This window comes from Azospirillum sp. SYSU D00513 (assembly GCF_017356015.1).
Lineage (GTDB): Bacteria > Pseudomonadota > Alphaproteobacteria > Azospirillales > Azospirillaceae > Azospirillum.
Genome location: NZ_JAFIQV010000001.1, coordinates 89,780 through 111,589 on the forward strand (window position 1 = coordinate 89,780; position 21,810 = coordinate 111,589).

19 protein-coding genes are annotated in these 21,810 nt (G+C 69.6%); 10 read left to right on the forward strand and 9 right to left on the reverse strand.

What is annotated here, in order from left to right; translation table 11 throughout:
• Positions 1–95 precede the first annotated feature (95 nt).
• Genes fsa through JUB11_RS00400 form a run of 3 tightly spaced genes read left to right on the forward strand, consistent with a single transcriptional unit; the run spans position 96 to position 2,451 of the window.
• The gene (gene fsa / locus JUB11_RS00390; RefSeq protein WP_207455179.1) at positions 96–752 is read left to right on the forward strand and encodes a fructose-6-phosphate aldolase; all 657 of its coding nucleotides are present in this window, start codon (positions 96–98) and stop codon (positions 750–752) included.
• Between the two features lie 47 nt (positions 753–799).
• Complete coding sequence (locus JUB11_RS00395) at positions 800–1,483, forward strand: DUF484 family protein (protein ID WP_247886746.1); 684 nt, start codon at positions 800–802, stop codon at positions 1,481–1,483.
• On the forward strand, positions 1,480–2,451 hold the full coding sequence (locus JUB11_RS00400) for a tyrosine recombinase XerC (protein ID WP_207455183.1): 972 nt from the start codon (positions 1,480–1,482) through the stop codon (positions 2,449–2,451). The genes JUB11_RS00395 and JUB11_RS00400 overlap by 4 nt, the downstream gene beginning before the upstream one ends.
• Positions 2,452–2,515: 64 nt before the next feature.
• Here the strand turns inward: JUB11_RS00400 and JUB11_RS00405 are convergent, their stop codons facing one another.
• A complete protein-coding gene (locus JUB11_RS00405) occupies positions 2,516–3,604 on the reverse strand; it encodes an acyltransferase (RefSeq protein ID WP_207455185.1) in 1,089 nt (362 codons plus the stop codon).
• Positions 3,605–3,810: 206 nt separating this feature from the next.
• Positions 3,811–5,511, reverse strand: coding sequence for a YbaL family putative K(+) efflux transporter (gene ybaL / locus JUB11_RS00410; protein WP_207455187.1), 1,701 nt, complete (start codon positions 5,509–5,511; stop codon positions 3,811–3,813).
• Between the two features lie 101 nt (positions 5,512–5,612).
• On the opposite strand from ybaL, the gene JUB11_RS00415 reads away from it, so the two are divergent.
• Positions 5,613–5,867 (forward strand): helix-turn-helix transcriptional regulator, encoded by a 255-nt coding sequence (locus tag JUB11_RS00415; RefSeq protein WP_207455190.1) that lies wholly within the window; start codon positions 5,613–5,615, stop codon positions 5,865–5,867.
• Positions 5,868–5,879: 12 nt separating this feature from the next.
• On the opposite strand, the gene JUB11_RS00420 is transcribed toward JUB11_RS00415, so the two are convergent.
• Positions 5,880–6,098: a DUF1127 domain-containing protein gene (locus tag JUB11_RS00420; RefSeq protein WP_207455192.1), complete on the reverse strand. Its 219-nt coding sequence runs from the start codon at positions 6,096–6,098 to the stop codon at positions 5,880–5,882.
• Positions 6,099–6,212: 114 nt separating this feature from the next.
• Between JUB11_RS00420 and gcvA the strand changes: the two genes are divergently transcribed.
• Positions 6,213–7,109, forward strand: coding sequence for a transcriptional regulator GcvA (gene gcvA / locus JUB11_RS00425; RefSeq protein ID WP_207455194.1), 897 nt, complete (start codon positions 6,213–6,215; stop codon positions 7,107–7,109).
• Positions 7,110–7,115: 6 nt separating this feature from the next.
• Here the strand turns inward: gcvA and JUB11_RS00430 are convergent, their stop codons facing one another.
• The 3 genes from JUB11_RS00430 to mtgA all read right to left on the reverse strand — a co-directional run bounded on the left by JUB11_RS00430 (position 7,116) and on the right by mtgA (position 10,146).
• Positions 7,116–8,684 (reverse strand): lysine--tRNA ligase, encoded by a 1,569-nt coding sequence (locus JUB11_RS00430; RefSeq protein ID WP_207455195.1) that lies wholly within the window; start codon positions 8,682–8,684, stop codon positions 7,116–7,118.
• A 369-nt stretch (positions 8,685–9,053) separates the two neighbouring features.
• Positions 9,054–9,353: a DUF2892 domain-containing protein gene (locus JUB11_RS00435; protein WP_207455196.1), complete on the reverse strand. Its 300-nt coding sequence runs from the start codon at positions 9,351–9,353 to the stop codon at positions 9,054–9,056.
• A gap of 106 nt (positions 9,354–9,459) precedes the next feature.
• Positions 9,460–10,146 (reverse strand): monofunctional biosynthetic peptidoglycan transglycosylase, encoded by a 687-nt coding sequence (gene mtgA, locus JUB11_RS00440; RefSeq protein ID WP_207455197.1) that lies wholly within the window; start codon positions 10,144–10,146, stop codon positions 9,460–9,462.
• Between the two features lie 106 nt (positions 10,147–10,252).
• Between mtgA and JUB11_RS00445 the strand changes: the two genes are divergently transcribed.
• Together JUB11_RS00445 and JUB11_RS00450 are read left to right on the forward strand one after the other, a co-directional pair.
• Positions 10,253–13,018, forward strand: coding sequence for an ATP-dependent DNA helicase (locus tag JUB11_RS00445; protein WP_207455198.1), 2,766 nt, complete (start codon positions 10,253–10,255; stop codon positions 13,016–13,018).
• A gap of 328 nt (positions 13,019–13,346) precedes the next feature.
• Positions 13,347–15,032 (forward strand): cache domain-containing protein, encoded by a 1,686-nt coding sequence (locus tag JUB11_RS00450; RefSeq protein ID WP_207455199.1) that lies wholly within the window; start codon positions 13,347–13,349, stop codon positions 15,030–15,032.
• 86 nt (positions 15,033–15,118) lie between these two features.
• On the opposite strand, the gene JUB11_RS32565 is transcribed toward JUB11_RS00450, so the two are convergent.
• Together JUB11_RS32565 and JUB11_RS00460 are read right to left on the reverse strand one after the other, a co-directional pair.
• Positions 15,119–17,419 carry an ATP-binding protein gene (locus JUB11_RS32565; RefSeq protein WP_247886747.1) on the reverse strand — a complete coding sequence of 767 codons (2,301 nt, stop codon included), beginning with the start codon at positions 17,417–17,419 and terminating at the stop codon, positions 15,119–15,121.
• 108 nt (positions 17,420–17,527) lie between these two features.
• Positions 17,528–18,475 (reverse strand): AEC family transporter, encoded by a 948-nt coding sequence (locus JUB11_RS00460; RefSeq protein WP_207455202.1) that lies wholly within the window; start codon positions 18,473–18,475, stop codon positions 17,528–17,530.
• 137 nt (positions 18,476–18,612) lie between these two features.
• Here JUB11_RS00460 and JUB11_RS00465 point away from each other — a divergent pair, with 137 nt between their 5' ends.
• Together JUB11_RS00465 and JUB11_RS00470 are read left to right on the forward strand one after the other, a co-directional pair.
• Positions 18,613–19,017, forward strand: a complete 405-nt coding sequence (locus JUB11_RS00465) for a tellurite resistance TerB family protein (protein ID WP_207455204.1) — start codon at positions 18,613–18,615, stop codon at positions 19,015–19,017.
• Positions 19,018–19,022: 5 nt separating this feature from the next.
• The gene (locus tag JUB11_RS00470; protein ID WP_247886748.1) at positions 19,023–19,907 is read left to right on the forward strand and encodes an NAD(P)-dependent oxidoreductase; all 885 of its coding nucleotides are present in this window, start codon (positions 19,023–19,025) and stop codon (positions 19,905–19,907) included.
• A 408-nt stretch (positions 19,908–20,315) separates the two neighbouring features.
• Here the strand turns inward: JUB11_RS00470 and JUB11_RS00475 are convergent, their stop codons facing one another.
• On the reverse strand, positions 20,316–21,335 hold the full coding sequence (locus tag JUB11_RS00475) for an aspartate-semialdehyde dehydrogenase (protein WP_207455207.1): 1,020 nt from the start codon (positions 21,333–21,335) through the stop codon (positions 20,316–20,318).
• A 156-nt stretch (positions 21,336–21,491) separates the two neighbouring features.
• Between JUB11_RS00475 and JUB11_RS00480 the strand changes: the two genes are divergently transcribed.
• A complete protein-coding gene (locus tag JUB11_RS00480; protein ID WP_207455210.1) occupies positions 21,492–21,755 on the forward strand; it encodes a hypothetical protein in 264 nt (87 codons plus the stop codon).
• Positions 21,756–21,810: the final 55 nt, after the last annotated feature.

Genomic DNA, 21,810 nt, shown 5'->3' on the forward strand with positions numbered 1-21,810 from the left:
AAAGGCCGGGCGATGCGCCGGGACGCGGGTTTCGACGCGCGTTCCGGGCGGCGTGTGCCGGTTTCCCTCAGCTCCAGCAAGCATGGACCCTCGTTATGAAGTTCTTCGTCGACACCGCCGACATCGCCGAGATCCGCGACCTGGCCGACAGCGGTCTCCTGGACGGTGTTACCACCAACCCCTCGCTGGTTGCCAAGTCCGGCCGCAGCTTCCTCGACCTCGTCGCCGAGATCTGTGACGTCGTGGACGGCCCGGTGAGCGCGGAGGTGGCCTCCACCGACTTCGAGACCATGCTGGCCGAAGGCAGGAAGCTTGCCAAGATCGCCAAGAACGTCACGGTCAAGGTGCCGCTGACGCCCGCCGGCCTCAAGGTCTGCAAGGCGATCTCCTCCGAAGGCACGATGGTCAACGTCACGCTCTGCTTCTCCGCGGCGCAGGCCATTCTCGCCGCCAAGGCGGGCGCCAGCTTCGTCTCCCCCTTCGTCGGCCGCCTGGACGACATCGGCCAGGAGGGCATGGGCCTGATCGCCGAGATCGTGGAGATCTACAGCAACTACGAGCATTTCACGACCGAGGTGCTGGTCGCCTCGATCCGCAACCCGATGCACATCGTCGAATCGGCCCGGCTGGGCGCCCATGTGGTGACCGCCCCGCCGTCGGTCCTGAAGTCGCTCTTCAACCACCCGCTGACCGACAAGGGCCTCGCCCAATTCGTCGCGGACTGGCAGAAGACCGGCCAGTCGATCCTCTGAGCAACGGTCCGGACCCGATCATGAGCCGAGAGCCGGGACACAAGCATATGGGCGACGCACCCACCGCCGAACAGGTGCGCGCCTATCTGCGCGACCACCCCGACTTCCTGGTTCAAAACCCGGAGCTGGTCCACCACCTGACGCCGCCGTCGATCGACCGCGGCCGTGGGGTGGTGGACCTCCAGGCCTTCATGGTGGAGCGGCTGCGCGGCGAGCTGCGCCTGCTGAAGGAGCAGCAGCGCGAGCTGATCGGCACCACGCGAGCCAACGTGAACAGCCAGAACCGTATCCACGCGGCCGTGCTGTTCCTGCTGGACGCGCAGAGCTTCGAGCAGCTGATCCAGACCATCACGACGGACCTCGCCGTCCTGCTCGACCTCGACGTCGCCTGCCTCGTCGTCGAATCCAACGGGCAGGACATCCCCCACGTCCACAGCAGCGGCGTGCGGGTGGTGGACCAGGGGGTGGTGAACCAGTATCTCGGCACCGCCGACGTGGTGCTGAACGCCAACGTGCAGGGCGACCCGGAGATCTACGGCCCCGGCGCGGGATTGGTCCGGTCCGAGGCGCTGATCCGCATCCAGGTCTCCAGCGAGACGCCCGACGGGCTGCTCGCCTTCGGCAGCCGCGAGCCGGACACCTTCCACACCGGCCAGGGCACCGAGCTGGTGGGCTTCCTCGCCCGCGTCGTGGAGCGGGTGATCCGCGGCTGGCTGGAACTGCCGGCATGACCGAAGCGCCGCCTCCGGCGGACACGGAACCCGTCCTTGGCTTCTCCGCGCAGGCCGACCTGCAGGACGCGCTGATCGCCTGGCGGCGCTGGCTGGACAGCGAGCGCAACATGTCGCGCCACACGCTGACCGCCTATGTCGGCGACGTGGCCGTCTTCCTGAAATTCCTCACCGAATACACGGGTGGTCGCCCGCCCTCGCTGAACGACCTCGGCAACCTCAAGGCGGCGGACTTCCGCGCCTGGCTGGCGAAGCTCGCCGGCGACGGGCTGATCGCGGCGAGCCGGGCGCGGGCGCTGGCCGCCGTGCGCAACCTGTTCCGCTGGATGGACCGCAGCGGGCGCATGCACAATCCGGTGATCGCCACCCTGACGACGCCCAAGGCCAAGCGCCCCATGCCCCGCCCGCTGACCGAGCTGGACGCCGGGCGCCTGCTGGAAGAGGCGGAGAAGGACCGGGAGGAGCCCTGGATCGGCAAGCGCGACCGCGCGCTCTTCACCCTGCTCTACGGCTGCGGCCTGCGCATCTCGGAGGCGCTGGGGCTCGCCCGCCGGGACGCGCCGCTCGGCGACACGCTGCGGGTGACCGGCAAGGGCAGCAAGGAGCGCATCGTCCCACTCCTGCCCGCCGTGACCGAAGCGGTGCGGGACTATCTCGACGCCTGCCCCTATGACGGCGGGCCGGACGCGCCGCTGTTCGTCGGCGTGCGCGGCGGCGCGCTGAACCCGGCCATCGCCCAGCGCCAGATGCAGCACCTCCGCCGCCTCATGGGCCTGCCGGACAGCGCCACACCCCACGCGCTGCGCCACAGCTTCGCCACCCACCTGCTGGCCGGCGGTGGCGACCTGCGCGCGATCCAGGACCTGCTGGGCCACGCCTCGCTGTCCACCACCCAACGCTACACGGACGTGGAGACCGAGCAGCTGATGGCCGTCTACCGCTCGGCCCACCCGCGCGCCAAGAGCTGAGGGGGAAAGGGCGCCGGCCTGCGGCCGACGCCCTTTCAGAATCCATCCCTCGAACCGTCCGCGCTCAGACTGCCGCCGCCTTCGCCTTCGTGCCGCGCGGGGTGCTGCCCAGCTTCTGGAAGAAGTCGCGGCCGGGCTTCTCGACGAGGTGGAAGAGCAGCCAGGATAGCGCCCAGACGATGGCGAGGAAGAGGACGAAGCTCACCGCCTTGCTCTCCACCCCCAGCAGCGCGTCCACACGCGGCAGGAGCTTGCCCAGCACCGGCACATGGACGAGGTACATGGAGTAGGAGATCACGCCCAGATGGTAGGAGAGCCGGTTGGCGAAGATCCGGTCGCACAGCCGGCTGCCCTGGCAGGCGTTGATGATCAGGACGGGATAGAAGGCGTAGATGACCAGATCGTGCGCCTCGACGGCGAAGGCCAGGGCGAGGCCGGAGAGCACCGCCGCCGTGACGAGGCTGCCCGACAGCCAGGCCTTCGCCAGCGGATGCTTGTGGAGCCGGTAGCAGATCAGCCCGATGCAGAAGCCCGACAGGCAGCGCAGCAGCGGCAGCACGCTGTCCCCCGTCACGACGTCCAGCGGCGTCGCGGGACGGCCCAGGCCGCTGAAGGCGACGAAGGCCAGCCCGGCGGCGCTGAGCGCCAGCATGGCGGCGGTGGCCCGCCAGCCGCCGAAGACGCACAGCCCCAGCAGCAGCGGGAACAGGAGGTAGGCGGCGAACTCCGTGCTGATCGACCAGCTCGGCTCCAGCAGGCTTTCCGTCCCGATGCCCCAATTGTGGACGAGCAGCAGGTTGGCGAGGATGTCCAGCCCGTGCAACTCCACATAGGCCTCCAGCCCCACCTTCCTCATGTCCAGCAGGACGACCCCCGCCGTGATCATGAAATAGAGCGGGTAGACTCGGGCCAGCCGCTTCCACAGGAAGGACAGGTAATGGTCCAGCGACGCGTTGGCCCCGAAATACTTCGAATAGCTCACGGCCATGACGAAGCCGCTGAGGATGAAGAAGAGATCGACGCCGAGGGAACCGCGGATGAACAGGTCATGGACCGGGCCGCTGTCGAGCTGGCTGTGTCCGTAATGGAGCAAAAGCGGCGTGATGGCCGCGACGCCACGCAATCCCGTCAGCGATCGTATCTCCTGTGACATCGTCTCCTGTCCCCCGAAATGGTTCGATGGGCCGATGATTACCCTTTCGATCCGTTAGGGGACAATTGAGCGACCGGCTTTCCGGCCGGCGCAGTGGTATTGCCGCCCGGAGCCACAACCCGCTACTTCGGAGGAAGGGTCTATCCTTCGGCCCAGCCTCATACCACCCGGGACATAACCCGGCGGCGGGGGCCGCCGGCCCCGCCCTACGCCGGCTGGGCGCCCGGCAGGGGCGTGAAGGGGCGCGCCTCGTCGTGGGCGTATTCGATCATGCGGCTGGCGACCTCGCGCTCGGCCATGAAAACGGCGGTGGCGCCGAGCTTTTCCAGATGGGCCACGACCTCGTCGCTGTGCGCCCGCACGGCGATGCGCAGCTCCGGGTTCAGTTGAAGCGCGCGCTCGACGATGCGGCCGGCCTCCAGCCCGTCGGGAACGGCGACCAGCATCAGGCTCGCCCGGTCGATGGCGGCCTGCTCCAGCACGCCAGGGACGGCGGCGTTGCCGTAGACCACGTTGCGGCCGGCGGCGCGCAGGGCCTTGGCCCGCTCGCGCTGAAGGTCGATCACGACCAGCGGCAGCCCGCTGTGCGCGACCGTCTCCAGCACCTGCCGGCCGACGCGCCCGTGGCCGACCAGAACGACATGGCCCGCGAAGTCGTAAGCGGGGCCGCCCCCCTCCTCGTCCATCGCCACGGCCGGGGCCGGAGCCTTCTCCTCCTTCGCGTGGAGGCGGTTCAGGAAGGCGAAGAGGAAGGGGTTGGCGGTGATGGACAGCAGCGCGCCGGCCAGCACCAGCGCCTGCCCCTCCTCCGGCAGGACGTTCAGCCCGACGCCGAGCCCGGCCAGGATGAAGGAGAATTCCCCGATCTGGGCGAGGCTGACCGCGACCATCAGCGCGGTGCTCGTCGGGTAGCGGAAGGCCTTGACCAGCGCGAAGGCGGCGACCGACTTGCCGAAGACGATGATGGCGAAGACCGCCGCCACGGCCAGCGGCTCGCGCACCAGCACGCCCGGATCGAACAGCATGCCGACCGAAACGAAGAACAGCACGGCGAAGGCGTCCTTGAGGGGCAGCAGCTCCTCCGCCGCGCGGTGGCTGAGGTCGGATTCGCTCAGCACCATGCCGGCGAAGAAGGCGCCGAGCGCGAAGGACACGCTGAACAGCACCGCCGAGCCGTAGGCGATGCCGAGCGCGATCGCCAGCACGCCGAGCGTGAACAGCTCGCGCGAGCCGGTCCGCGCGATGCGGGCGAGCATCCAGGGCACGATCCGGCGGCCGCCGATCAGCATCAGCGCGACGAACAGCGCGACCTTGCCCAGCGTCACGGCCAGCGACAGCCACAGCTCCCCGCCCGGCCCGCCCTCCTGGCCGCCGTTCCCGTTCAGCATCTGTGCCACCGGCGGGAGCAGGACGAGCGCCAGCACCATCGCGAGGTCCTCGACGATCAGCCAGCCGATGGCGATGCGTCCGCGCTCGGTCTTGAAGAGGTCGAGCTGTTCCAGCGCGCGCAGCAGCACCACCGTGCTCGCCACCGACAGCGCCAGCCCGAAGACCAGCCCGGCCCCCAGGTCCCAGCCCATCGCATGGGCCAGTCCCCAGCCGAGCAGAGTCGCGAAGCCGATCTGCACCAGCGCGCCCGGCACCGCGATGGCGCGCACCTTCATCAGGTCATCCAGCGAGAAATGCAGCCCGACCCCGAACATCAGCAGGATCACCCCGATTTCCGCGAGCTGCGGGGCCAGGTGCAGGTCGGCCACATAGCCCGGCGTGAAGGGCCCGATCACCACGCCCGCCAGCAGATAGCCGACCAGGGGCGACAGCTTGATCCGGTTGGCCAGGGCGCCCAGCGCGAAGGCCAGCACGAGGCCGGCGACCATGGTGGCGATCAGTGACGTGTGATGGGGCATAGAGGCGGGCCTCCCTTCGCGGTTTGAAATGTTCTTTGCACCTCCCATATGTTGGTCAAATTGGTCATTTTCAACGGAAGCTGTCAGGATTTCCGACCAGAATGCCGCACAGCGCAACGATCAGCCCGGGCCAATGCCGGGCGGCCCGAGGCTTCCTCGACTGGACGCAGGAGGAGCTGGCGGAACGGGCCGCCGTGTCCCGTGGAACCGTCCGCGACTTCGAAAAAGGCCGCCACGCGCTGCACCGGAGCACGGAGACCCTGCTCGTGCAGGCCTTCCTCGCGGCCGGCGTGACGTTCCTGTCCGCCGACCAGGGCGGGCCGGGGGTGCTGTTCAGGGAGGCGGGCGAGGGCTGACCCGCCCCGCCGTCACTCGCGCCAGAAGGGCTTTTCCGCTTCCTGCCGCGCCTCCAGCGGGGTCAGGCCGATGTCGCGCAACTGGCTGTCGTCGAGCGCCTCCAATGCGCGGCGCTGCCGCCCGCGCTCGATCCAGCGGCCCAGCAGGGCCAGGAAACGGCCCGGGAGCGATGCCGCCGGATATGCGGGAAGAATGTTCCGGCCTTGTGCTGAGCGATCGAACGCGTTCATGGGACGGGCCTTTCGGAAGGGATCGTGCAGGCCGGAAACTGCGCCCCTTCCCCCTTGTCCGCAAACGAGGCTTTCTCTAGCCTGCATGAGTTGAACTCATGCGGATGAACCATCATGGCCCGGCGCCTGCCCTCGCTCCACGGCCTGCGCGCCTTCGAGGCGGCGGCGCGGCAGCTGAGCTTCACCCGCGCGGCGGAGGAGCTGAACGTCACCCAGAGCGCGGTCAGCCACCAGATCCGCGCGCTGGAGGAGCAGATGGGCGTTGCCCTGTTCCGGCGCGTGCCGCAGGGGCTTCTTTTGACGGAGGCGGGGCAGCTTCTGCTGCCGGCGGTGCGCGATGCCTTCGACCGGCTGGCGGTCGGGGTCGAACGCGTGCGGGAGCATGAGGCCTCAGGCACGCTCACGGTCAGCGTCTCGCCCTATTTCGCCGGGCGCTGGCTGATGCCGCGCATCGGGCGCTTCCGCGCGCTGCATCCGGGGATCGAGCTGCGCATCAGCGCGAACCCGCTTTATGTGGACTTCACGCGGGAGACGGACATCGACCTCGCGGTCCGCCACGGCCTCGGCACCTGGGACGGGCTGCACGCGGTCCGCTTTCTGGACGATCAGGTGTTTCCGGTGTGCAGCCCGGCGCTGCGCCCGCCGCTGGAGACGCCGGAGGATCTGCGGCACCACGCCTTGCTGAACGACGAGATGCACCACTACTGGGACGCCTGGCTGGCCGGGGCCGGGCTGACGGGCCTAGCGCCCAGCGCGGGGCTGCGGCTGACCGACATCGGGCTGGCGATCCAATGCGCCATCGCCGGCCAGGGCGTCGCCATGGCGCGCGCCTCGCTGATCGAGGAGGAGCTGGCGGCGGGGACGCTGATCCGCCCCTTCGCGCTCAGCATCCCCGCCGATTTCGGCATCTACGCGGTCTGCCCGGAAGCGATGGCCGACCGCCCGAAGATCGCGGCCTTCCGCGACTGGCTGATCGCGGAGGGCCGCAACGACCAGCCGGTGCTGTCCTGACGGCGCTTAGGCCGCCAGCTTCTCGCGGATCAACCCCTTGGTCTCCTCGATCCCGTAGAGCTGGATGAAGGAGCCCATGCGCGGGCCGGTGCTCTGGCCCAGCAGCACCTCGTAGAGCGCCAGGAACCAGGCGCGCAGCTCGGTGAAGCCGTGCGCCTTGCCGACCTCGAACACCTCGTTCTGGATGGCCTCGGCGGTGGCGCCGGCGGGAATGGCGTCCAGCCGCGTCAGCAGGTCCTCCAGCGCGGCGCGCTCGGCGTCGGTGGGGGCGCGGAACTGCTTGGTCGGCTTCACCTGGTCCTGGTAATAGCGGACGGCGTATCCCGCCAGCTTGTCCAGGAAGGGGCTGTTCTCCGGCGTGGCCTCGGGCGCGTAGCGGCTGATGAAGCCCCACATCACGTCCTTGGTCTCGGCGTTCGCCGCACCCGCCAGGTTCAGCAGAAGGTTGAAGGACACGTCGGAGCGCACCGCCGGCGGCTTGCCGTTGTGGATGTGCCAAGCCGGGTTCTCCAACCTCTTGGCCGGCTCCTCCTGCGGGAACTTGCCGACGAAGGCCAGATACTCGTCCACCGCGCGCGGGATGACGTCGAAATAAAGCCGCTTTGCCGCCTTCGGCTTCTGGAACATGTAGAGCGCCAAGCTTTCGGGCGGCGCGTAGGCGAGCCACTCCTCCATCGTCAGGCCGTTGCCCTTCGACTTTGAGATCTTCTGGCCCTTGTCGTCCAGGAAGAGCTCGTAGTTGAAGCCCTCCGGCGGCGGGCCGCCGAGGATGCGCGCGATCTTGCCGGCAAGGTCGGCCGAGGGGATCAGGTCCTTGCCGTACATCTCGTAATCGACGCCCAGCGCGTACCAGCGCATGCCCCAGTCGGGCTTCCACTGCAGCTTGACATGGCCGCCGGTCACGGGGACCTCGACCTTCTTCCCGTCCTCGTCCTCGAAGACGATGGTGCCGGCGTCCAGGTTGCGCTCCAGGATCGGTACCTGCAGGACACGGCCCGTGGCGGGCGACACCGGCAGGAAGGGGCTGTAGGTCTGCTGCCGCTCCTCGCCGAGCGTCGGCAGCATCACCGCCATGATCTCGTCGTAGTGGCGCAGCACGCCGAGCAGCGCCTCGTCGAAGCGGCCGGACTTGTACCATTCGGTCGAGGACTGGAACTCGTACTCGAAGCCGAAGCCGTCGAGGAAGGCGCGCAGCCGCGCGTTGTTGTGGGCGCCGAAGCTCTCATGCGTGCCGAAGGGGTCCGGCACCTGGGTCAGCGGCTTGCCGAGGTTCTCCTTCACCATCTCCTGGTTGGGGATGTTGTCGGGAACCTTGCGAAGCCCGTCCATGTCGTCCGAGAAGCAGAAGAGCTTCGTCGGCAGGTCACTCATCGCCTGGAAGGCCTGGCGAACCATGGTGGTGCGCGCCACCTCGCCGAAGGTGCCGAGGTGCGGCAGGCCCGACGGGCCGTAGCCCGTCTCGAACAGGACGTAGCCTTTGGCCGGCGGGGCTTTCGAGAAGCGCGCGACCAGTTTGCGCGCCTCCTCGAACGGCCACGCCTTCGCCTGCAACGCCAAATCCCGCTCGCCGGTCATGGTGATAAGTCCCTTTGCCATAGGCCTTGAAAAGGAAGGGACCCTAGGGCGCGGAACACATGGCGTCAACTGCGGGCAAGCGGAAAAACAGGCGCTTTCCGCCGGGTGGCCGGGTGGGCGACCTGTCGCGGCGCCCACATTGTCCGGAGCAGGACTTCCCAAACACTCCAAGAACTTAACCGTCATCCCCGCGAAGGCGGGGATCCAGGCTGTGTCTGCAGTTCACACGTAGCCCTGGATCCCCGCTTTCGCGGGGATGACGGAAAGTGGTTATTGTTCAGTCACTTATTGCCGGGCCGGGCGCCGTTTTCACGTCGTGGCGTGGAACGGCAAAAATACCAGCCTCGGGCGGCAAAAACTCCAAAGGGCTCAGGAGTAGGAAGGCTCCCGGCTCAGCGCCTCGGTCTGGCTGCCGGTGCTGCCGGCGATCTGGTGGTGGCCGCCTTCCAGCGTCGCCTTGACCGGGCAGTGGCCGCTCATGCCGCGGGCGACCATGGCCGCGCCGAACAGCCCCATGATGGCACCCGGCAGGTCGCCGCCGCGCCGCAGGCCGCCGGCCGCGATGGCGAGCCCCAGCCCGGTGGAGACGATGCGCTCGCCCATGCCCATGTTCTTCTCGCCGCCGAACAGACGGTCATAGCCTTCGCGGACGATCGTTTCGGTGTTCATGATCCTGATCCCATCGGTTGGCGCGCGGGCCGCGCGCTGCTCAATCCAACCAACGGCTTAGCCCCTGCCGGGGTTCCAGCCCCACCCTCGCGCCCTTGGCGCGGACCTACCCCGCGCAATCGTCCAGCCGGTCGCTCTCCACCACCCCCATGCGCCGTTCGATGACCCCCGCGCGGCGGGACACGTAGGGGCCGGGCTTGCCGGCCGACCAGTTGCGGGGGCTCGGCAGCACGACAGCAAGCAGCGCGGCTTCCCGACGGCTCAGGGTGGCGGCGGACTTGCCGAAATGGTGGCGGGCCGCCGCCTCCGCGCCGTAGACGCCGTCGTCCCATTCGATGACGTTGAGATAGACCTCCATGATCCGGCGCTTGGACCAGAGGGTCTCGATCAGCAGGGTGAAATAGGCCTCCGCTCCCTTGCGGATCCAGGTGCGGTCCTGCCAGAGGAAGACGTTCTTGGCGGTCTGCTGGCTGATGGTGCTGCCGCCGCGCAGCCGTCCGCCATCCTCGATGGCGGCGAAGGCGCCCTCGATGGCGGCCCAGTCGAAGCCGAGATGGTCGCAGAACTTCGCGTCCTCCGAGGCGATCACGGCGCGGACGAGCTGGGGCGAGATCTCCGTCAGCGGCACCCAGTCCTTGTCGATGCCCGACCCACCGACGGCGCGGACCAGCATGAAGGGCGTCACCGGCACCGGCAGGAAACGGTACAGAACAGCCGCCCCGACGCTGACCGCCACCAGCGCCAGCACGGCCAGCGCCGCGATCCGCATCAGCCGCCGCCCGGAAACCCGCATCCCGTGCCTCTCCATCCGATCAGGGGAGGCCACCTTCGGGCGGATGGGGCGCGAGGTCAACAGGGCGTGCTCGCATTGCGGCACCCTGCCCCACTATACTGCGGACATGGACCTGACTTCCGCACCCGACCGGCCCTTCGCGCTCGACGACGCGCTCGCCCTCGCGGCCGGCGCGCGCCGGATCGTGGCCTTGAGCCCGGACGGCGAGGTGAACGAGCTGACCCCGGCCCAGGCGAAGCTGCTGGTCCGCCGCCAGCCGCCGCTGGTCTGCCACGCCCGCGCGCTGGCGCGCCGGCTGGGGCTCGACCCCTTCCCGGCCTTCGACGTGCTGGAGCTGTTCGCCTTCGTGCTGCCGGCCACCTTCTGCGTGCCCACCCCGCGCGGGCTGGCGGAGGCGCTGGACCTGCCCATCCCCGACGGGCTGGAGGCCGACGCGCTGGTGCTGCAGCGGGCGGTGCGGCGGCTGCTCGGCACGCTGGGCGCGCCGGGGCGGGAGGAGAAGTCCGACCCCGTCGCCTTCGCCTGGGAGATGGGGCGCGCCGGCTGGCCCTGGGCGCCCGCCGTGCTGGCGGCACTCGGCAAGCCGGATGGGCCGGACAGTGGCGGCGCGCGCGCGGGCCTGCGCGTCTGGACAAAGCTGAAGGAATGGGAGAACGAGCCGCCTGAGCCGCCGCCCGCCCACCATCCGGTGGAGCCGATGGAGGCGCGCCGCCGGCTGGCCGAGATGCTGTCGGCCTCGGTGCCCGGCAAGGTCGCGGAGCCGCGCCCGCAGCAGGCCGACTACGCCAGCGCCGTCACCGCCGCCTTCGCGCCCAAGGCGCAGGCCGACGCGCCGAACGTCGTGCTGGCGGAGGCCGGAACGGGCGTCGGCAAGACGCTGGGCTACCTCGCCCCCTCCACCGTCTGGGCGGAGAAGAACGGCGGCACGGTCTGGATCTCCACCTACACCCGGAACCTCCAGCACCAGATCGACGCGGAGCTGGACCGGCTCTACCCCGACCCGGCGACCAAGGCGCGCAAGGTCGTGCTGCGCAAGGGGCGGGAGAACTATCTCTGCGTCCTGAACCTGGAGGACGCGATCCGCGCCATGCCGATGCAGCCGCACCTGGCGGTGCCCGTCGGGCTGATGGCGCGCTGGGCCGCGGCGACGCGCGAGGGCGACCTGACCGGAGGCGACTTCCCGGGCTGGCTGGTGGACCTGCTGGGGCGCGGGACGACGCTGGCGCTGGCCGACCGGCGCGGCGAGTGCATCTATTCGGCCTGCGACCATTACAGCCGCTGCTTCATCGAGCGCGGCATCCGGCGCGCCCGCAAGGCCGACGTGGTCATCGCCAACCACGCGCTGGTGATGGTGCAGGCGGCGCTGGGCGGCGGTGAGGAGCCGACCCTGCCGACGCGCTACGTCTTCGACGAGGGGCACCATGTCTTCGACGCGGCCGACGGCGCCTTCGCCGGCCATCTCACCGGCCGCGAGACGCAGGAGCTGCGCCGCTGGCTGCTGGGTGCCGAGGAGAGCGGGCGCGGCCGGGCGCGCGGGCTGAAGCGCCGGCTGGAGGATCTCGTGGCCGGCGACCAGGAGGCGGAAGCCCTGCTCGACGCCGTGCTGATGGGCGCGCGGGTGCTGGCCGGCGACGGCTGGGCGGCGCGGCTCGCCGCCGACAACCCGAACGGCCCTCTCGAACGCTTCCTGCTCGGCGCCCGCCAGCAAGTCTACACCCGCACCCAGGGAACCGGCGGCCCCTACAGCCTGGAGGCCGACAAGGCCTACCCGGTGGACGGGCTGCTGGAGGCGGCGGAGGAGCTGGAACGGGCGCTGACCCGGCTGTCGGAGCCGATCGAGGCGCTGTCGAAACGGCTCGCCCAGCGGCTGGAGGACGAGGCGGCGGAGCTGGATTCCGACCAGCGCCGCCGCATCGACGCCCTGTCGCGCAGCCTGCACCGGCGTGGCACCATGACGGTGGAGGGCTGGCGCGCCATGCTGCGCGCCCTGCCCGCCGAGACGCCGGCGCAGTTCGTGGACTGGTTCGCGGTGGAGCGGGTGGAGGGGCGCATCCTCGACGTCGGGCTCTACCGTCACTGGATCGACCCGACCGTGCCCTTCGCCGAGGCGCTGGCCGGCCCGGCGCACGGCATCGTCGTCACCTCGGCCACGCTCACCGACGGCACCGGCGACACCGCCCAGGACTGGCAGGCGGCGGAGGACCGCTGCGGCGCCTCCCACCTGCCCCGCCCGGCGGTCCGCGCCCAGGTGCCCTCCCCCTTCGACTACGCCAACCGCACGCGCGTCATGGTGGTGAACGACGTGCGCAAGGACGACCTGGGCCAGGTGTCGGCGGCCTACCGGGAGCTGTTCATGGCGGCGGGGGGCGGCGGGCTCGGCCTCTTCACCGCGATCAGCCGGCTGCGCGGCGTCTACGACCGCATCGTCGATCCCCTGGACGCCGCCGGCCTGCCGCTGCACGCCCAGCATGTCGATCCGCTGGACGTCTCCACCCTCATCGACATCTTCCGGGGCACGGAGCACGCTTGCCTGCTCGGCACCGACGCGGTGCGCGACGGGGTGGACGTGCCGGGCCGGTCCTTGCGCCTGATCGTCTTCGACCGCGTGCCCTGGCCCCGCCCCGACATCCTCCACCGCGCCCGCCGCGACGCCTTCGGCCGCCGCCGCTACGAGGACATGATCGCGCGCCTGCGCCTGAAGCAGGCCTTCGGCCGGCTGGTCCGCCGCGCCGACGACACGGGCGTCTTCGTCCTGCTCGACCCCATGATGCCGAGCCGCCTGTTCGGCGCCTTCCCGGAAGGCGTCGAGGTCAAGCGCGTCGGGCTGAAGGAGGCGGTTGAGACGACGGGGGAGTTCCTGCGGGGCTGGTGAGGCGGGCACAAACCGGCATTGCGCATGCCTGCATTGGCACCCTTCGGGAAACGGAAATCCAAAAGCATCGCGGTTGAAAATCCGCAAATGACCTGCCGTTCTCATGGATCGGCCAAGCAACTCAATGTCAGCGGATTACAACCAGCACAAGTGCAGGCATTTTCGGATGCGCAACGACTTTTCTTTGACCAAGCATCCAAAGAATTATAATTAGTATATTAGCATATTCTGCGCACGTTAATGACTCGTTCAGTCCCTGTTCCGCCCAATAGGCTTACCTCGAAGAGGTGAGCGGGAGCGAAGCGTCTACAAGAACAAGGGACGGAACATGAAAGCAGCCTTCCACAGCATCAACGGCCGCATACTCCTTCTGCCGGCCGTCGCCTCGATCGCGCTGGTCCTGGCGGGTTTCCTGTCGATCCGCATGATCGGCGACATCACCTTGTCCGAGCATCAGGCGCGGGCCAGGGTCGTCACGGAATCCGCGGTGAAGATCGTGGAATCCTTCGAGGGCCGGGCGGCACGCGGCGAGATGCCGCTGGAGGCTGCGCAGGACGCGGCGAAGCAGGCGCTCCGTGCCATCCGCTACGACGGGAACGAATACGTCATCGCGCGCGGACTCGACGGCGTCATCATCGTCAACGGCCTGTTCAAGGACCGCGAAGGCTCGAAGTCGATCGACAACAAGGACGCCAACGGCACCTTCTTCAGCCGCGAGATGATCCAGGCGGCCCAGGGGGGTGGCGCCTTCACCTATTATCTCTGGCCGAAGAAGCCGGACACGCCGCCGCTGCGCAAGGCGACCTACTCGAAGCTCACCCCCGGCTGGAAATGGGTGGTCGGGTCCGGCGTGTATCTCGATGATGTCGAGGCGGCCACACGCGAAAACGCGCTGCGCGCCGCGGGCGTCATCGCCGTGCTGGCGCTGCTGAGCTTCGCCGCCGCCCTCTGGCTCGGCCGCCGCATCACCCGCCCGATCCTGGACCTCGGCCGGGCGACGCACCGGCTGGCCGACGGCGACCTGTCCGTGACCGTTCCGGGCCTGGAGCGGCGCGACGAGATCGGCACCATGGCGCAGGCGGTCGCCGTCCTGAAGGAGCGGTCGGCCGAGGCCGCGCGGCTCGGCACCGAGCAGGAGCGGCTGAAGGAGCAGGCCGCCGAGGAGCGGCGGGCGGAGATGCGCACGCTCGCCGATGGGTTCGAGGCCTCGGTCAAGGCGATGGTCGACGCCATGGCGTCGTCCGCGGCGCAGATGCGGGTGTCCGCCGACAGCATGACGGCCGCCGCCTCGACCGCCAGCGGAGAGACGACCGCCGCCAGCGCCGCCGCCGAGCAGACCAGCGCCAACGTCGGCACGGTCGCCTCGGCCACGGAGGAGCTGTCGGCTTCCATTCACGAGATCTCCCGCCAGATCGCGCAGTCCTCGCAGATCGCGTCGGACGCCGTCTCCCGGTCGGAGCGCGCCAACGCCGCCATCGAGGCGCTCGCGGAGTCGGTCAAGCGCGTCGGCGACGTCGTGGCGATGATCAGCGGCATCGCCGGCCAGACCAACCTGCTGGCGCTGAACGCCACCATCGAGGCGGCCCGCGCAGGTGAAGTCGGCAAGGGCTTCGCCGTCGTGGCAAGCGAGGTCAAGACGCTGGCGACCCAGACCGCCAAGGCCACGGAGGAGATCCAGGCCACCGTCGCGGAGATCCAGTCCATGACCGGAGCCGCCGTATCGGCCATCCAGGGCATCGGCGACAGCGTGACGCGGATCGACGAGGTCACCTCGGCGGTGTCGGCGGCGGTCGTCGAGCAGGGTGCCGCGACGCGCGAGATCGCCGGCAACATCCAGCAGGCCGCCGAGGGCACGCGGCAGGTCGCCGGCAACGTCACGGCCGCCCAGCGCGCCGTGATCGAGACCGGGAACGTCGCCTCCGGCGTGCTGGACGCCGCCGGCCTGATGTCCCGCGAGGTCCAGCGCCTCCAGGTCGAGGTCGGCAACTTCCTGTCCAACGTCCGGGCGGCCTGACCGCGGATTGCCGCACGATCGGGTCTGGCGGACGTTCGGTGGATGTCCGCCTGCCCCGATGTCATTTCAGGCCCGTGTTTTCAGGTTCACGCCATCTCCCGCCGCGCCTCGGCCATGGCGAGGTCCAGCACGCGGATCAGCTCCTCCACGCGGTAGGGCTTCGGCAGCACGCGCACGCCCTCGGCGCTGGCGATCTTGTCGCTGTAGCCGGTGCTGAGCACCACCGGCATGTCCGGCCGCAGGCGCAGGGCCTCGCGGGCGAGGTCCACGCCGCTGAGCCGGCCCGGCATGACGACGTCGGAGAAGAGGAGGTCGATGCGTGTCCCGGCGGTCAGCATCGGCAACGCCTCGTCGGCGGTGCCTGCGCGGGCGACGTCGTAGCCCAGCTCCTCCATGATCGCGGCGATGGCCGACGCGACCAGCGGGTCGTCCTCCACCAGCAGCACGCGCCCGCTCCGCCCACTCGCTCCCGCCGCGTCCGGCGGAACCGCCGGCTCGGCTGCCCTGGGAAGCACGGCGGAGCGGCGCAGGAGGAGGGTGATGGTGGTGCCCTGCCCTTCCTCGCTCTCGATTAGGGCAGCACCACCCGCCTGACGGGCGAGGCCGTAGACCTGGGCGAGGCCGAGGCCGCTGCCCTTGCCGACTTCCTTGGTGGTGAAGAAGGGGTCGAAGGCCCTGGCGCGGACCTCCGCCGGCATGCCGGTGCCGGTGTCCGACACGGACAGCCGGACGAACTGGCCCTCCAGCCCGGACGGGTCGCCGGGCTCCAGCGTCACGTTTTCGGCCTCGACCGTCAGCCCGCCGCCGTCCGGCATGGCGTCGCGCGCGTTCACCGCCATGTTGATCAGCGCCAGCTCGAACTGCGTCGGGTCCAGCTCCACCGGCCACAGGCCGGGGCCGAAGCGGGTCTCCACCCGGATGTCCGCCCGCAAGGCGCGCTCCAGCAGGCCGGACGTGCCGAGCACGCGTTCCCGGATGTCGATGGGCTCCGGCCGCAGGCTGTCGCGCCGCGCGAAGGCCATGAGCTGCTGGACCAGCTTCGCGCCCCGGTCCACCGCCTGCTGCCCCGCGTCGAGCAGCGGCTTCACCTTCGGCTCGTCCGTGCGCCGCCCGATCATGGTCAGGCAGCCGCCGACGGCCTGGAGCAGGTTGTTGAAGTCATGCGCCACCCCGCCGGTGAGCTGACCGATCGCCTCCATCTTGCGGGCCTCGTGCAGCTTCTCCACGGCCTGCTCGTGGCGGGCGGTGGCGTCGCGGACGCGCTCCTCCAGCTCCGCGTTCAGTTCGGTGAGCTGCCGTTCGCGGACGCGCAGGTCGGCGGTGGAACGGGCCAGCACCCGGCCGAGCGTGTCCAGTTCGGCCACTCCCGTGGCCGGGACGCCGCCCGTCTCGCCCCGCCCCATGCGGACGGCCGCACCGGCGAGAGCGCGGATGGGGCGTTGGATGCGGCGCGCCACCAGCAGCGAAACGGCGGCGCCCAGCCCCAGCAACACGCCGCTGGCGCCGAGCCCTGCCCACAGCGAGCGGCGGGGTGCGGCGAACAGCTCCTCGCGAGGTGCGGCGACGACGAAGGACCAGCCATAGCCCGGAGCCCGGCTGAAGCCGACCAGCGTCGCCGTGCCGTTGAGCGACATGCTTTCCTGCACGCCCTCGCTCTGGCGGGCGAGGGAGGCCTGCAGGTCCGGCGTGGCCTTCCGGCCGACGAAGGCGGCGTTGTCGCGGTTGCGCGCCACGACCGTGCTGGAGCGGTCCAGGATGGTGCCGAACCAGCCTTCGGGCAGGCGCTGCTCAACCAGGATGCGGCTGAGCGTGGAGGGCGTGAAGGTCAGCCGGAGGTCGTAGCGGTTCTCCCCGCCGATCGTGACGGGCACCTCGACGCAGAGCACCGGTTCGCCCGTGATCGAGGCGGCGAAGAGGTTGCAGGTGTGCGTCCGCCCGGCCTCCAGCTCCTTCCAGGCGCTTTCGGGCGCGGTCGCCTGCGGCAGGGGCACGCCCCAGGCCGCGCGCGTGTTCAGCAACTGCCGGGCGTCGCGGTCGAGCAGCAGGGCCCAGGTGCCCTCGGGCACGGCCATGCCGGCCTGTCCGTGGAAGGCCTGGAGGTCGCCGCTGGCGAGATGCGGCGAGGTGGCCAGCGCGCGCAGCAGCGCCTCGTACTGGCCGAGCTGCCGGTCCACGACCAGCGCCAGGGCGCGCGACGTCGCGAGAAGCTGCTGTTCGGCCTGAGCACGGGCGGAGCGGTGGACGTCGGCGAGCAGGAACACCGTGAGGAGCAGCGCCGGGACCAGCGCGCTCGCCGTCAGCAGCAGAAGCCAGCCGCGGATGGTTCCCGGCCTGAGACGGGCCGGTATGAGGCCCATGCCTGACACGCCATTCGGCTGGGAGAACATGCGCTTCCTGTCGAGCTTCCCGCGGAGGGCCGGGCCGGCGGCCGGCACAACCAGAGCTAGGATAAAGCGCAAGGCGCCGCAAGCCAGCCTTTGGTCAGCGGACCCGGCTCAACCGGCGGGCGCGTAGAGCGCCAGCAGGCCCGACAGCGTCACCATGCTCAGCACGGTGGAGACCAGGATGGCGGCCGAGGTGCGCTCGACGTAGGTCTGGTACTGCTGGGCGACGACGAAGGTCAGGCCGCCGGTCGGCAGCGCCGCCAGAATAAGTGCGCCGGCGGTCCAGAAGGGATCCATGGGGAAGAGCGTCGCGATCAGAGCCCAGGTTAGGGCCGGCTGGACCAGCAGCTTCAGCGCGGTGATCCAGGCGATCTCCCCGGCCGGCGCGCGGATCTGCCGCGTGGCCAGGAACAGCCCGATGGCGAAGAGCGCGCAAGGACCCGACGCCGCCCCCATCAGCTCGCAATATGTGGCCACCGGGCGCGGCACCGGCACGCCGGTCAGCAGCACCGACCAGAGCAGCCCGAGCGCCGTCGCGATGATCAGCGGGTTGCGGACCAGGGCGAGCCCGACGTCGGCGAGCGCCCGGCCGGCCCCGTTGCCCCGGCTGTTGGCGAACTCCATCCAGACCACGGCGATGGCCATCATGACGGAACTCATGATCACCGTGGCGAGGATGGCCGGGGCCAGATGGTCGGCGCCGAAGGCCGCCAGGAACAGCGGGATGCCCATGTAGCCGGTGTTGGAGAAGCAGGCCGTCAGCCCCTGCATGCAGAGGACCTGCGAGCGTTCCCGGTGCAGAAGCCAGCCGATCAGGGCGCCCAGCGCGTAGGTCGCCAGCATGGCGCCCAGGAAGGCGCCGATGAAGGGAACGTTCAGGATCTCCGCCAGCGACCGGCGCGCGGTGCCGAGGAACAGAACCGGCGGCAGCGCCACCCAATAGACGAACTTGTTCAGCGCCTCCGACGAGGCGGCGCCCAGGATCCCGGTCCGGCCCGAGAGGATGCCCGCCAGGATGATGGCGAAAACGGGGAGTGCCACGTTGAGAACGGCTGACATGGGTGCCGACCTTATCCGCCGCGCGGCGCGGCTGTCGAGCAGACCCCCTTCCCCTTTCGCGCATGGCACCCTTGACGGGCCGGCGGCGCGGGGCAAGATTGCGCGGGGCCTATTGCCGCAGGCCTCTTGGAGTTCCGATGATCAACCACCACAGCGCGCTCATCTACGTCATGGTCCTGGTCTCGGCGTCGGACGCCGACATGACCGACCTGGAGCTGGAGACCATCGGCGAGAACGTGCGTTACCTGCCGATCTTCCGCGATTTCGACTCCACCCGGCTGGTCGAGGTGGCGCGGGAATGCACCCGCATCCTGGCCGATTCCGACGGGCTCGACTCCGTTCTCCAGATCGTCCGGGACGCCCTGCCCCAGCGGCTGTACGAGACCGCCTACGCCGTCGCCTGCGACATCGCCGCGGCGGACAAGTCGGCCTCGCAGGAGGAGATCCGCATGCTGGAGATCATCCGCCACAAGCTCGGCATCGACCGGCTTTCCGCCGCCGCCATCGAACGGGGCGCCCGCGCCCGCCACATGAGGCTCTGACCATCTTGGATCCCGTACGCCCCGACCTCTCCGGCCGCACCGTCGGCTTCATCGGCCTCGGCCTCATGGGCAAGCCGATGGCCCGCAACCTCCAGAAGGCCGGCGCCCTGCCGGTCGTCTCCAGCCGCAGCCCCGGCCCGGTGGAGGAGCTGGCCGCCGAGGGCATGAGCCCGGCCGCCGGCCCGGCCGAGGTCGCCCAGCGCGCCGACACCATCGTCCTGATGCTGAGCGACACGGTCGCGGTGGAAGCCGTGACGGCCGCCCTGCTCCCGGCGTTGCGCCCCGGCTCGCTGGTCATCGACATGGGCACGACGGCGGTCGCGGACACGCGGCGGCTCGGCGGCGAGGTCCGCGCCAGGGGTTCGGAATGGGTGGACGCGCCGGTCTCCGGGGGCCAGGTCGCCGCCGTGGCCGGAACCATGACCATCATGGCCGGCGGCACGGAGGAGGCCTTCGCCCGCGCCCTGCCGCTGTTCCAGGCCATGGGACAGCGCATCACCCATGTCGGCGAGCTCGGCGCCGGCCAGGTCGCCAAGGCGGCCAACCAGCTGATCGTGGCCCTGACCATCGGCGCGGTCTCCGAAGCGCTGGCCCTGTCCCGCGCGGCCGGTGTCGATCCCGCCAAGGTGCGCGACGCCATCCGCGGCGGCTTCGCCGAATCCCGCATCCTGGAGCTGCACGGCGAGCGCATGGTCACCGGCAGCTTCACGCCGGGCGGCCGCGTCGTCACCCAGGTGAAGGACCTGAAGCAGGCCCAGGAGCTGGCCGCCCAGTCGGGCATCGAGCTGCCGTCGCTGAACAAGAACCGGGAGCTGTTCGAAAGGCTGATCGAACAGGGCGACGGCGGGCTCGACCATTCGGCGCTGTACCGGCTGTATTTCAAGGATTGAGGCCGGCGACTCCACATTCAACCTGGACCTCGCCACCTCTCCCAAAAAGCCAGCACGTCTCCGTCACCCCCGCGAAAGCGGGGGTCCAGGGCTTTTCCATAGAGTTCGTTTTGTGAAGTTCTGGATCCCCGCTTCCGCGCATAGGCGCTAACTTTGAGGGTTGATCGACCAAAGCAAGGTTCCGACCACCTTCCACCGTCATCCCCGCGGACGCGGGGATCCAGAGTTTCCAAAGGGTTCGCTACGGGAAGGACTGGATTCCCGCTTTCGCGGGAATGACGAGGAGGGAGATTGCAGGCTTCGGCAAAACGGGCCGATGTACAACAGTTAGCGTCCACGCGCTTCCGCGGGGATGACGGCGAAGACGCGGCAGAGAGAAACCGACTCCCTGCCGGTAATGAGCGGGCCTTACTTCTTCAGGTAATCCCGCACCAGCATCTCGGCGATCTGCACGGCGTTGAGCGCGGCGCCCTTGCGGAGGTTGTCGGCGACGCACCAGAAGGCGATGCCGTTCTCGACGGTGGCGTCCTCGCGGATGCGGCTGATGAAGACGGGGTCGTCGCCGGCGCATTCCACCGGGGACACGTAGCCCTCGGGCGCGCGGTGGTCGATCACGGTGACGCCGGGGGCGCGGCGCAGCACCTCGCGGGCCTCGTCGGCGCTGACCGGGTTCTCGCACTCGATGTGGATGGCCTCGGCGTGGCCGATGAAGACGGGCACGCGGACGGCGGTCGCCGTGACCTTGATGCGCGGATCGAGGATCTTGCGCGTCTCCACGTTCATCTTCCACTCTTCCTTCGTGTAGCCGTCATCCATGAACGTGTCGATGTGCGGGATGACGTTGAAGGCGATCTGCTTGGTGAAGACGGACTTCTCGATGGGGTCGTTGACGTAGATGGCGCGGGTCTGGGTGAACAGCTCGTCCATCGCCTCCTTGCCGCCGCCGGACACCGACTGGTAGGTGGAGACGACGACGCGCCGGATCTTGAAGGCGTCGTGCAGCGGCTTCAGCGCCACCACCATCTGGATGGTCGAGCAGTTCGGGTTGGCGACGATGTTGCGCTTGGCGTAGCCGGCGAGCGCTTCCGCGTTCACCTCCGGCACGACCAGCGGCACGTCGGGGTCCATGCGGAACTGCGAGGTGTTGTCGATCACCACGCAGCCGGCGGCGGCCGCGCGCGGGGTGTGGATGGCCGAGACCTTGGCGCCCGGCGAGGAGAGCGCGATGTCCACGCCCTTGAAGTCGAACTTGGCGAGGTCCTGGACCGTCAGCACGTCGTCCTCGCCGTAGGAGACCTCCTGGCCGATCGACCGCTCCGACGCCAGTGCCACGACCTCGTCCGCCGGGAAGTTCCGTTCCGCCAGGGTGGTCAGGATCTCCCGGCCGACGTTGCCGGTGGCGCCGATGACCGCAACTTTGTAACCCATCTCGGCCGATCCTTATGTTCGTGGGAATTCCAAAGCGCTGCACCTAGGCGGTTTGCTCCGGAATTGCAACACGCGCGGCACTGTGACAGGTTGACTTTCGCGCATTCCAGCGCCTCTCCCCCGTCCCTTTCCCAGAACCCGCACGCGCGAGCCGGCATGCAGCCCCCTCTCGAGGACATCATCGCCAAGGCGATCAAGGACTCAGACAAGTCCTTCTTCAACGAGGATTACGCCAAGCAGGCCAGGGCCGTCATGGCCGCTCTCAGGAAGGCGGGCTACGAGGTGGCGCCGGTGAAGCCGCCGCCCGGCCTGGTGGAATGGGCCAAGGAGAACATTCCCTTCGGCCGGCTGCGGCCCGCCGAATTGATCACCCAGATGTACTCGATGATGGTTGAAAACGTGCGCCGGTTCGACAAGTAACTGGGGGCGCCCGCGGAGGCCCGCCCGGCCGGATCCGGTATTACCAGTTTCGGCC

What these genes read in the sequence shown, in the direction of transcription:
- JUB11_RS00480 (WP_207455210.1), top strand. Translation starts at nt 21,492, where the DNA reads ATGCAGCCCCCTCTCGAGGACATCATCGCCAAGGCGATCAAGGACTCA.
- JUB11_RS00420 (WP_207455192.1), bottom strand. Translation starts at nt 6,098, where the DNA reads ATGAACGCGTTCGATCGCTCAGCACAAGGCCGGAACATTCTTCCCGCA.
- JUB11_RS00400 (WP_207455183.1), top strand. Translation starts at nt 1,480, where the DNA reads ATGACCGAAGCGCCGCCTCCGGCGGACACGGAACCCGTCCTTGGCTTC.
- JUB11_RS00435 (WP_207455196.1), bottom strand. Translation starts at nt 9,353, where the DNA reads ATGAACACCGAAACGATCGTCCGCGAAGGCTATGACCGTCTGTTCGGC.
- gcvA (WP_207455194.1), top strand. Translation starts at nt 6,213, where the DNA reads ATGGCCCGGCGCCTGCCCTCGCTCCACGGCCTGCGCGCCTTCGAGGCG.
- JUB11_RS00395 (WP_247886746.1), top strand. Translation starts at nt 800, where the DNA reads ATGGGCGACGCACCCACCGCCGAACAGGTGCGCGCCTATCTGCGCGAC.
- mtgA (WP_207455197.1), bottom strand. Translation starts at nt 10,146, where the DNA reads ATGCGGGTTTCCGGGCGGCGGCTGATGCGGATCGCGGCGCTGGCCGTG.
- ybaL (WP_207455187.1), bottom strand. Translation starts at nt 5,511, where the DNA reads ATGCCCCATCACACGTCACTGATCGCCACCATGGTCGCCGGCCTCGTG.
- JUB11_RS00460 (WP_207455202.1), bottom strand. Translation starts at nt 18,475, where the DNA reads ATGTCAGCCGTTCTCAACGTGGCACTCCCCGTTTTCGCCATCATCCTG.
- JUB11_RS00465 (WP_207455204.1), top strand. Translation starts at nt 18,613, where the DNA reads ATGATCAACCACCACAGCGCGCTCATCTACGTCATGGTCCTGGTCTCG.
- JUB11_RS00430 (WP_207455195.1), bottom strand. Translation starts at nt 8,684, where the DNA reads ATGACCGGCGAGCGGGATTTGGCGTTGCAGGCGAAGGCGTGGCCGTTC.
- JUB11_RS00405 (WP_207455185.1), bottom strand. Translation starts at nt 3,604, where the DNA reads ATGTCACAGGAGATACGATCGCTGACGGGATTGCGTGGCGTCGCGGCC.
- JUB11_RS32565 (WP_247886747.1), bottom strand. Translation starts at nt 17,419, where the DNA reads ATGTTCTCCCAGCCGAATGGCGTGTCAGGCATGGGCCTCATACCGGCC.
- JUB11_RS00445 (WP_207455198.1), top strand. Translation starts at nt 10,253, where the DNA reads ATGGACCTGACTTCCGCACCCGACCGGCCCTTCGCGCTCGACGACGCG.
- fsa (WP_207455179.1), top strand. Translation starts at nt 96, where the DNA reads ATGAAGTTCTTCGTCGACACCGCCGACATCGCCGAGATCCGCGACCTG.
- JUB11_RS00475 (WP_207455207.1), bottom strand. Translation starts at nt 21,335, where the DNA reads ATGGGTTACAAAGTTGCGGTCATCGGCGCCACCGGCAACGTCGGCCGG.
- JUB11_RS00415 (WP_207455190.1), top strand. Translation starts at nt 5,613, where the DNA reads ATGCCGCACAGCGCAACGATCAGCCCGGGCCAATGCCGGGCGGCCCGA.
- JUB11_RS00450 (WP_207455199.1), top strand. Translation starts at nt 13,347, where the DNA reads ATGAAAGCAGCCTTCCACAGCATCAACGGCCGCATACTCCTTCTGCCG.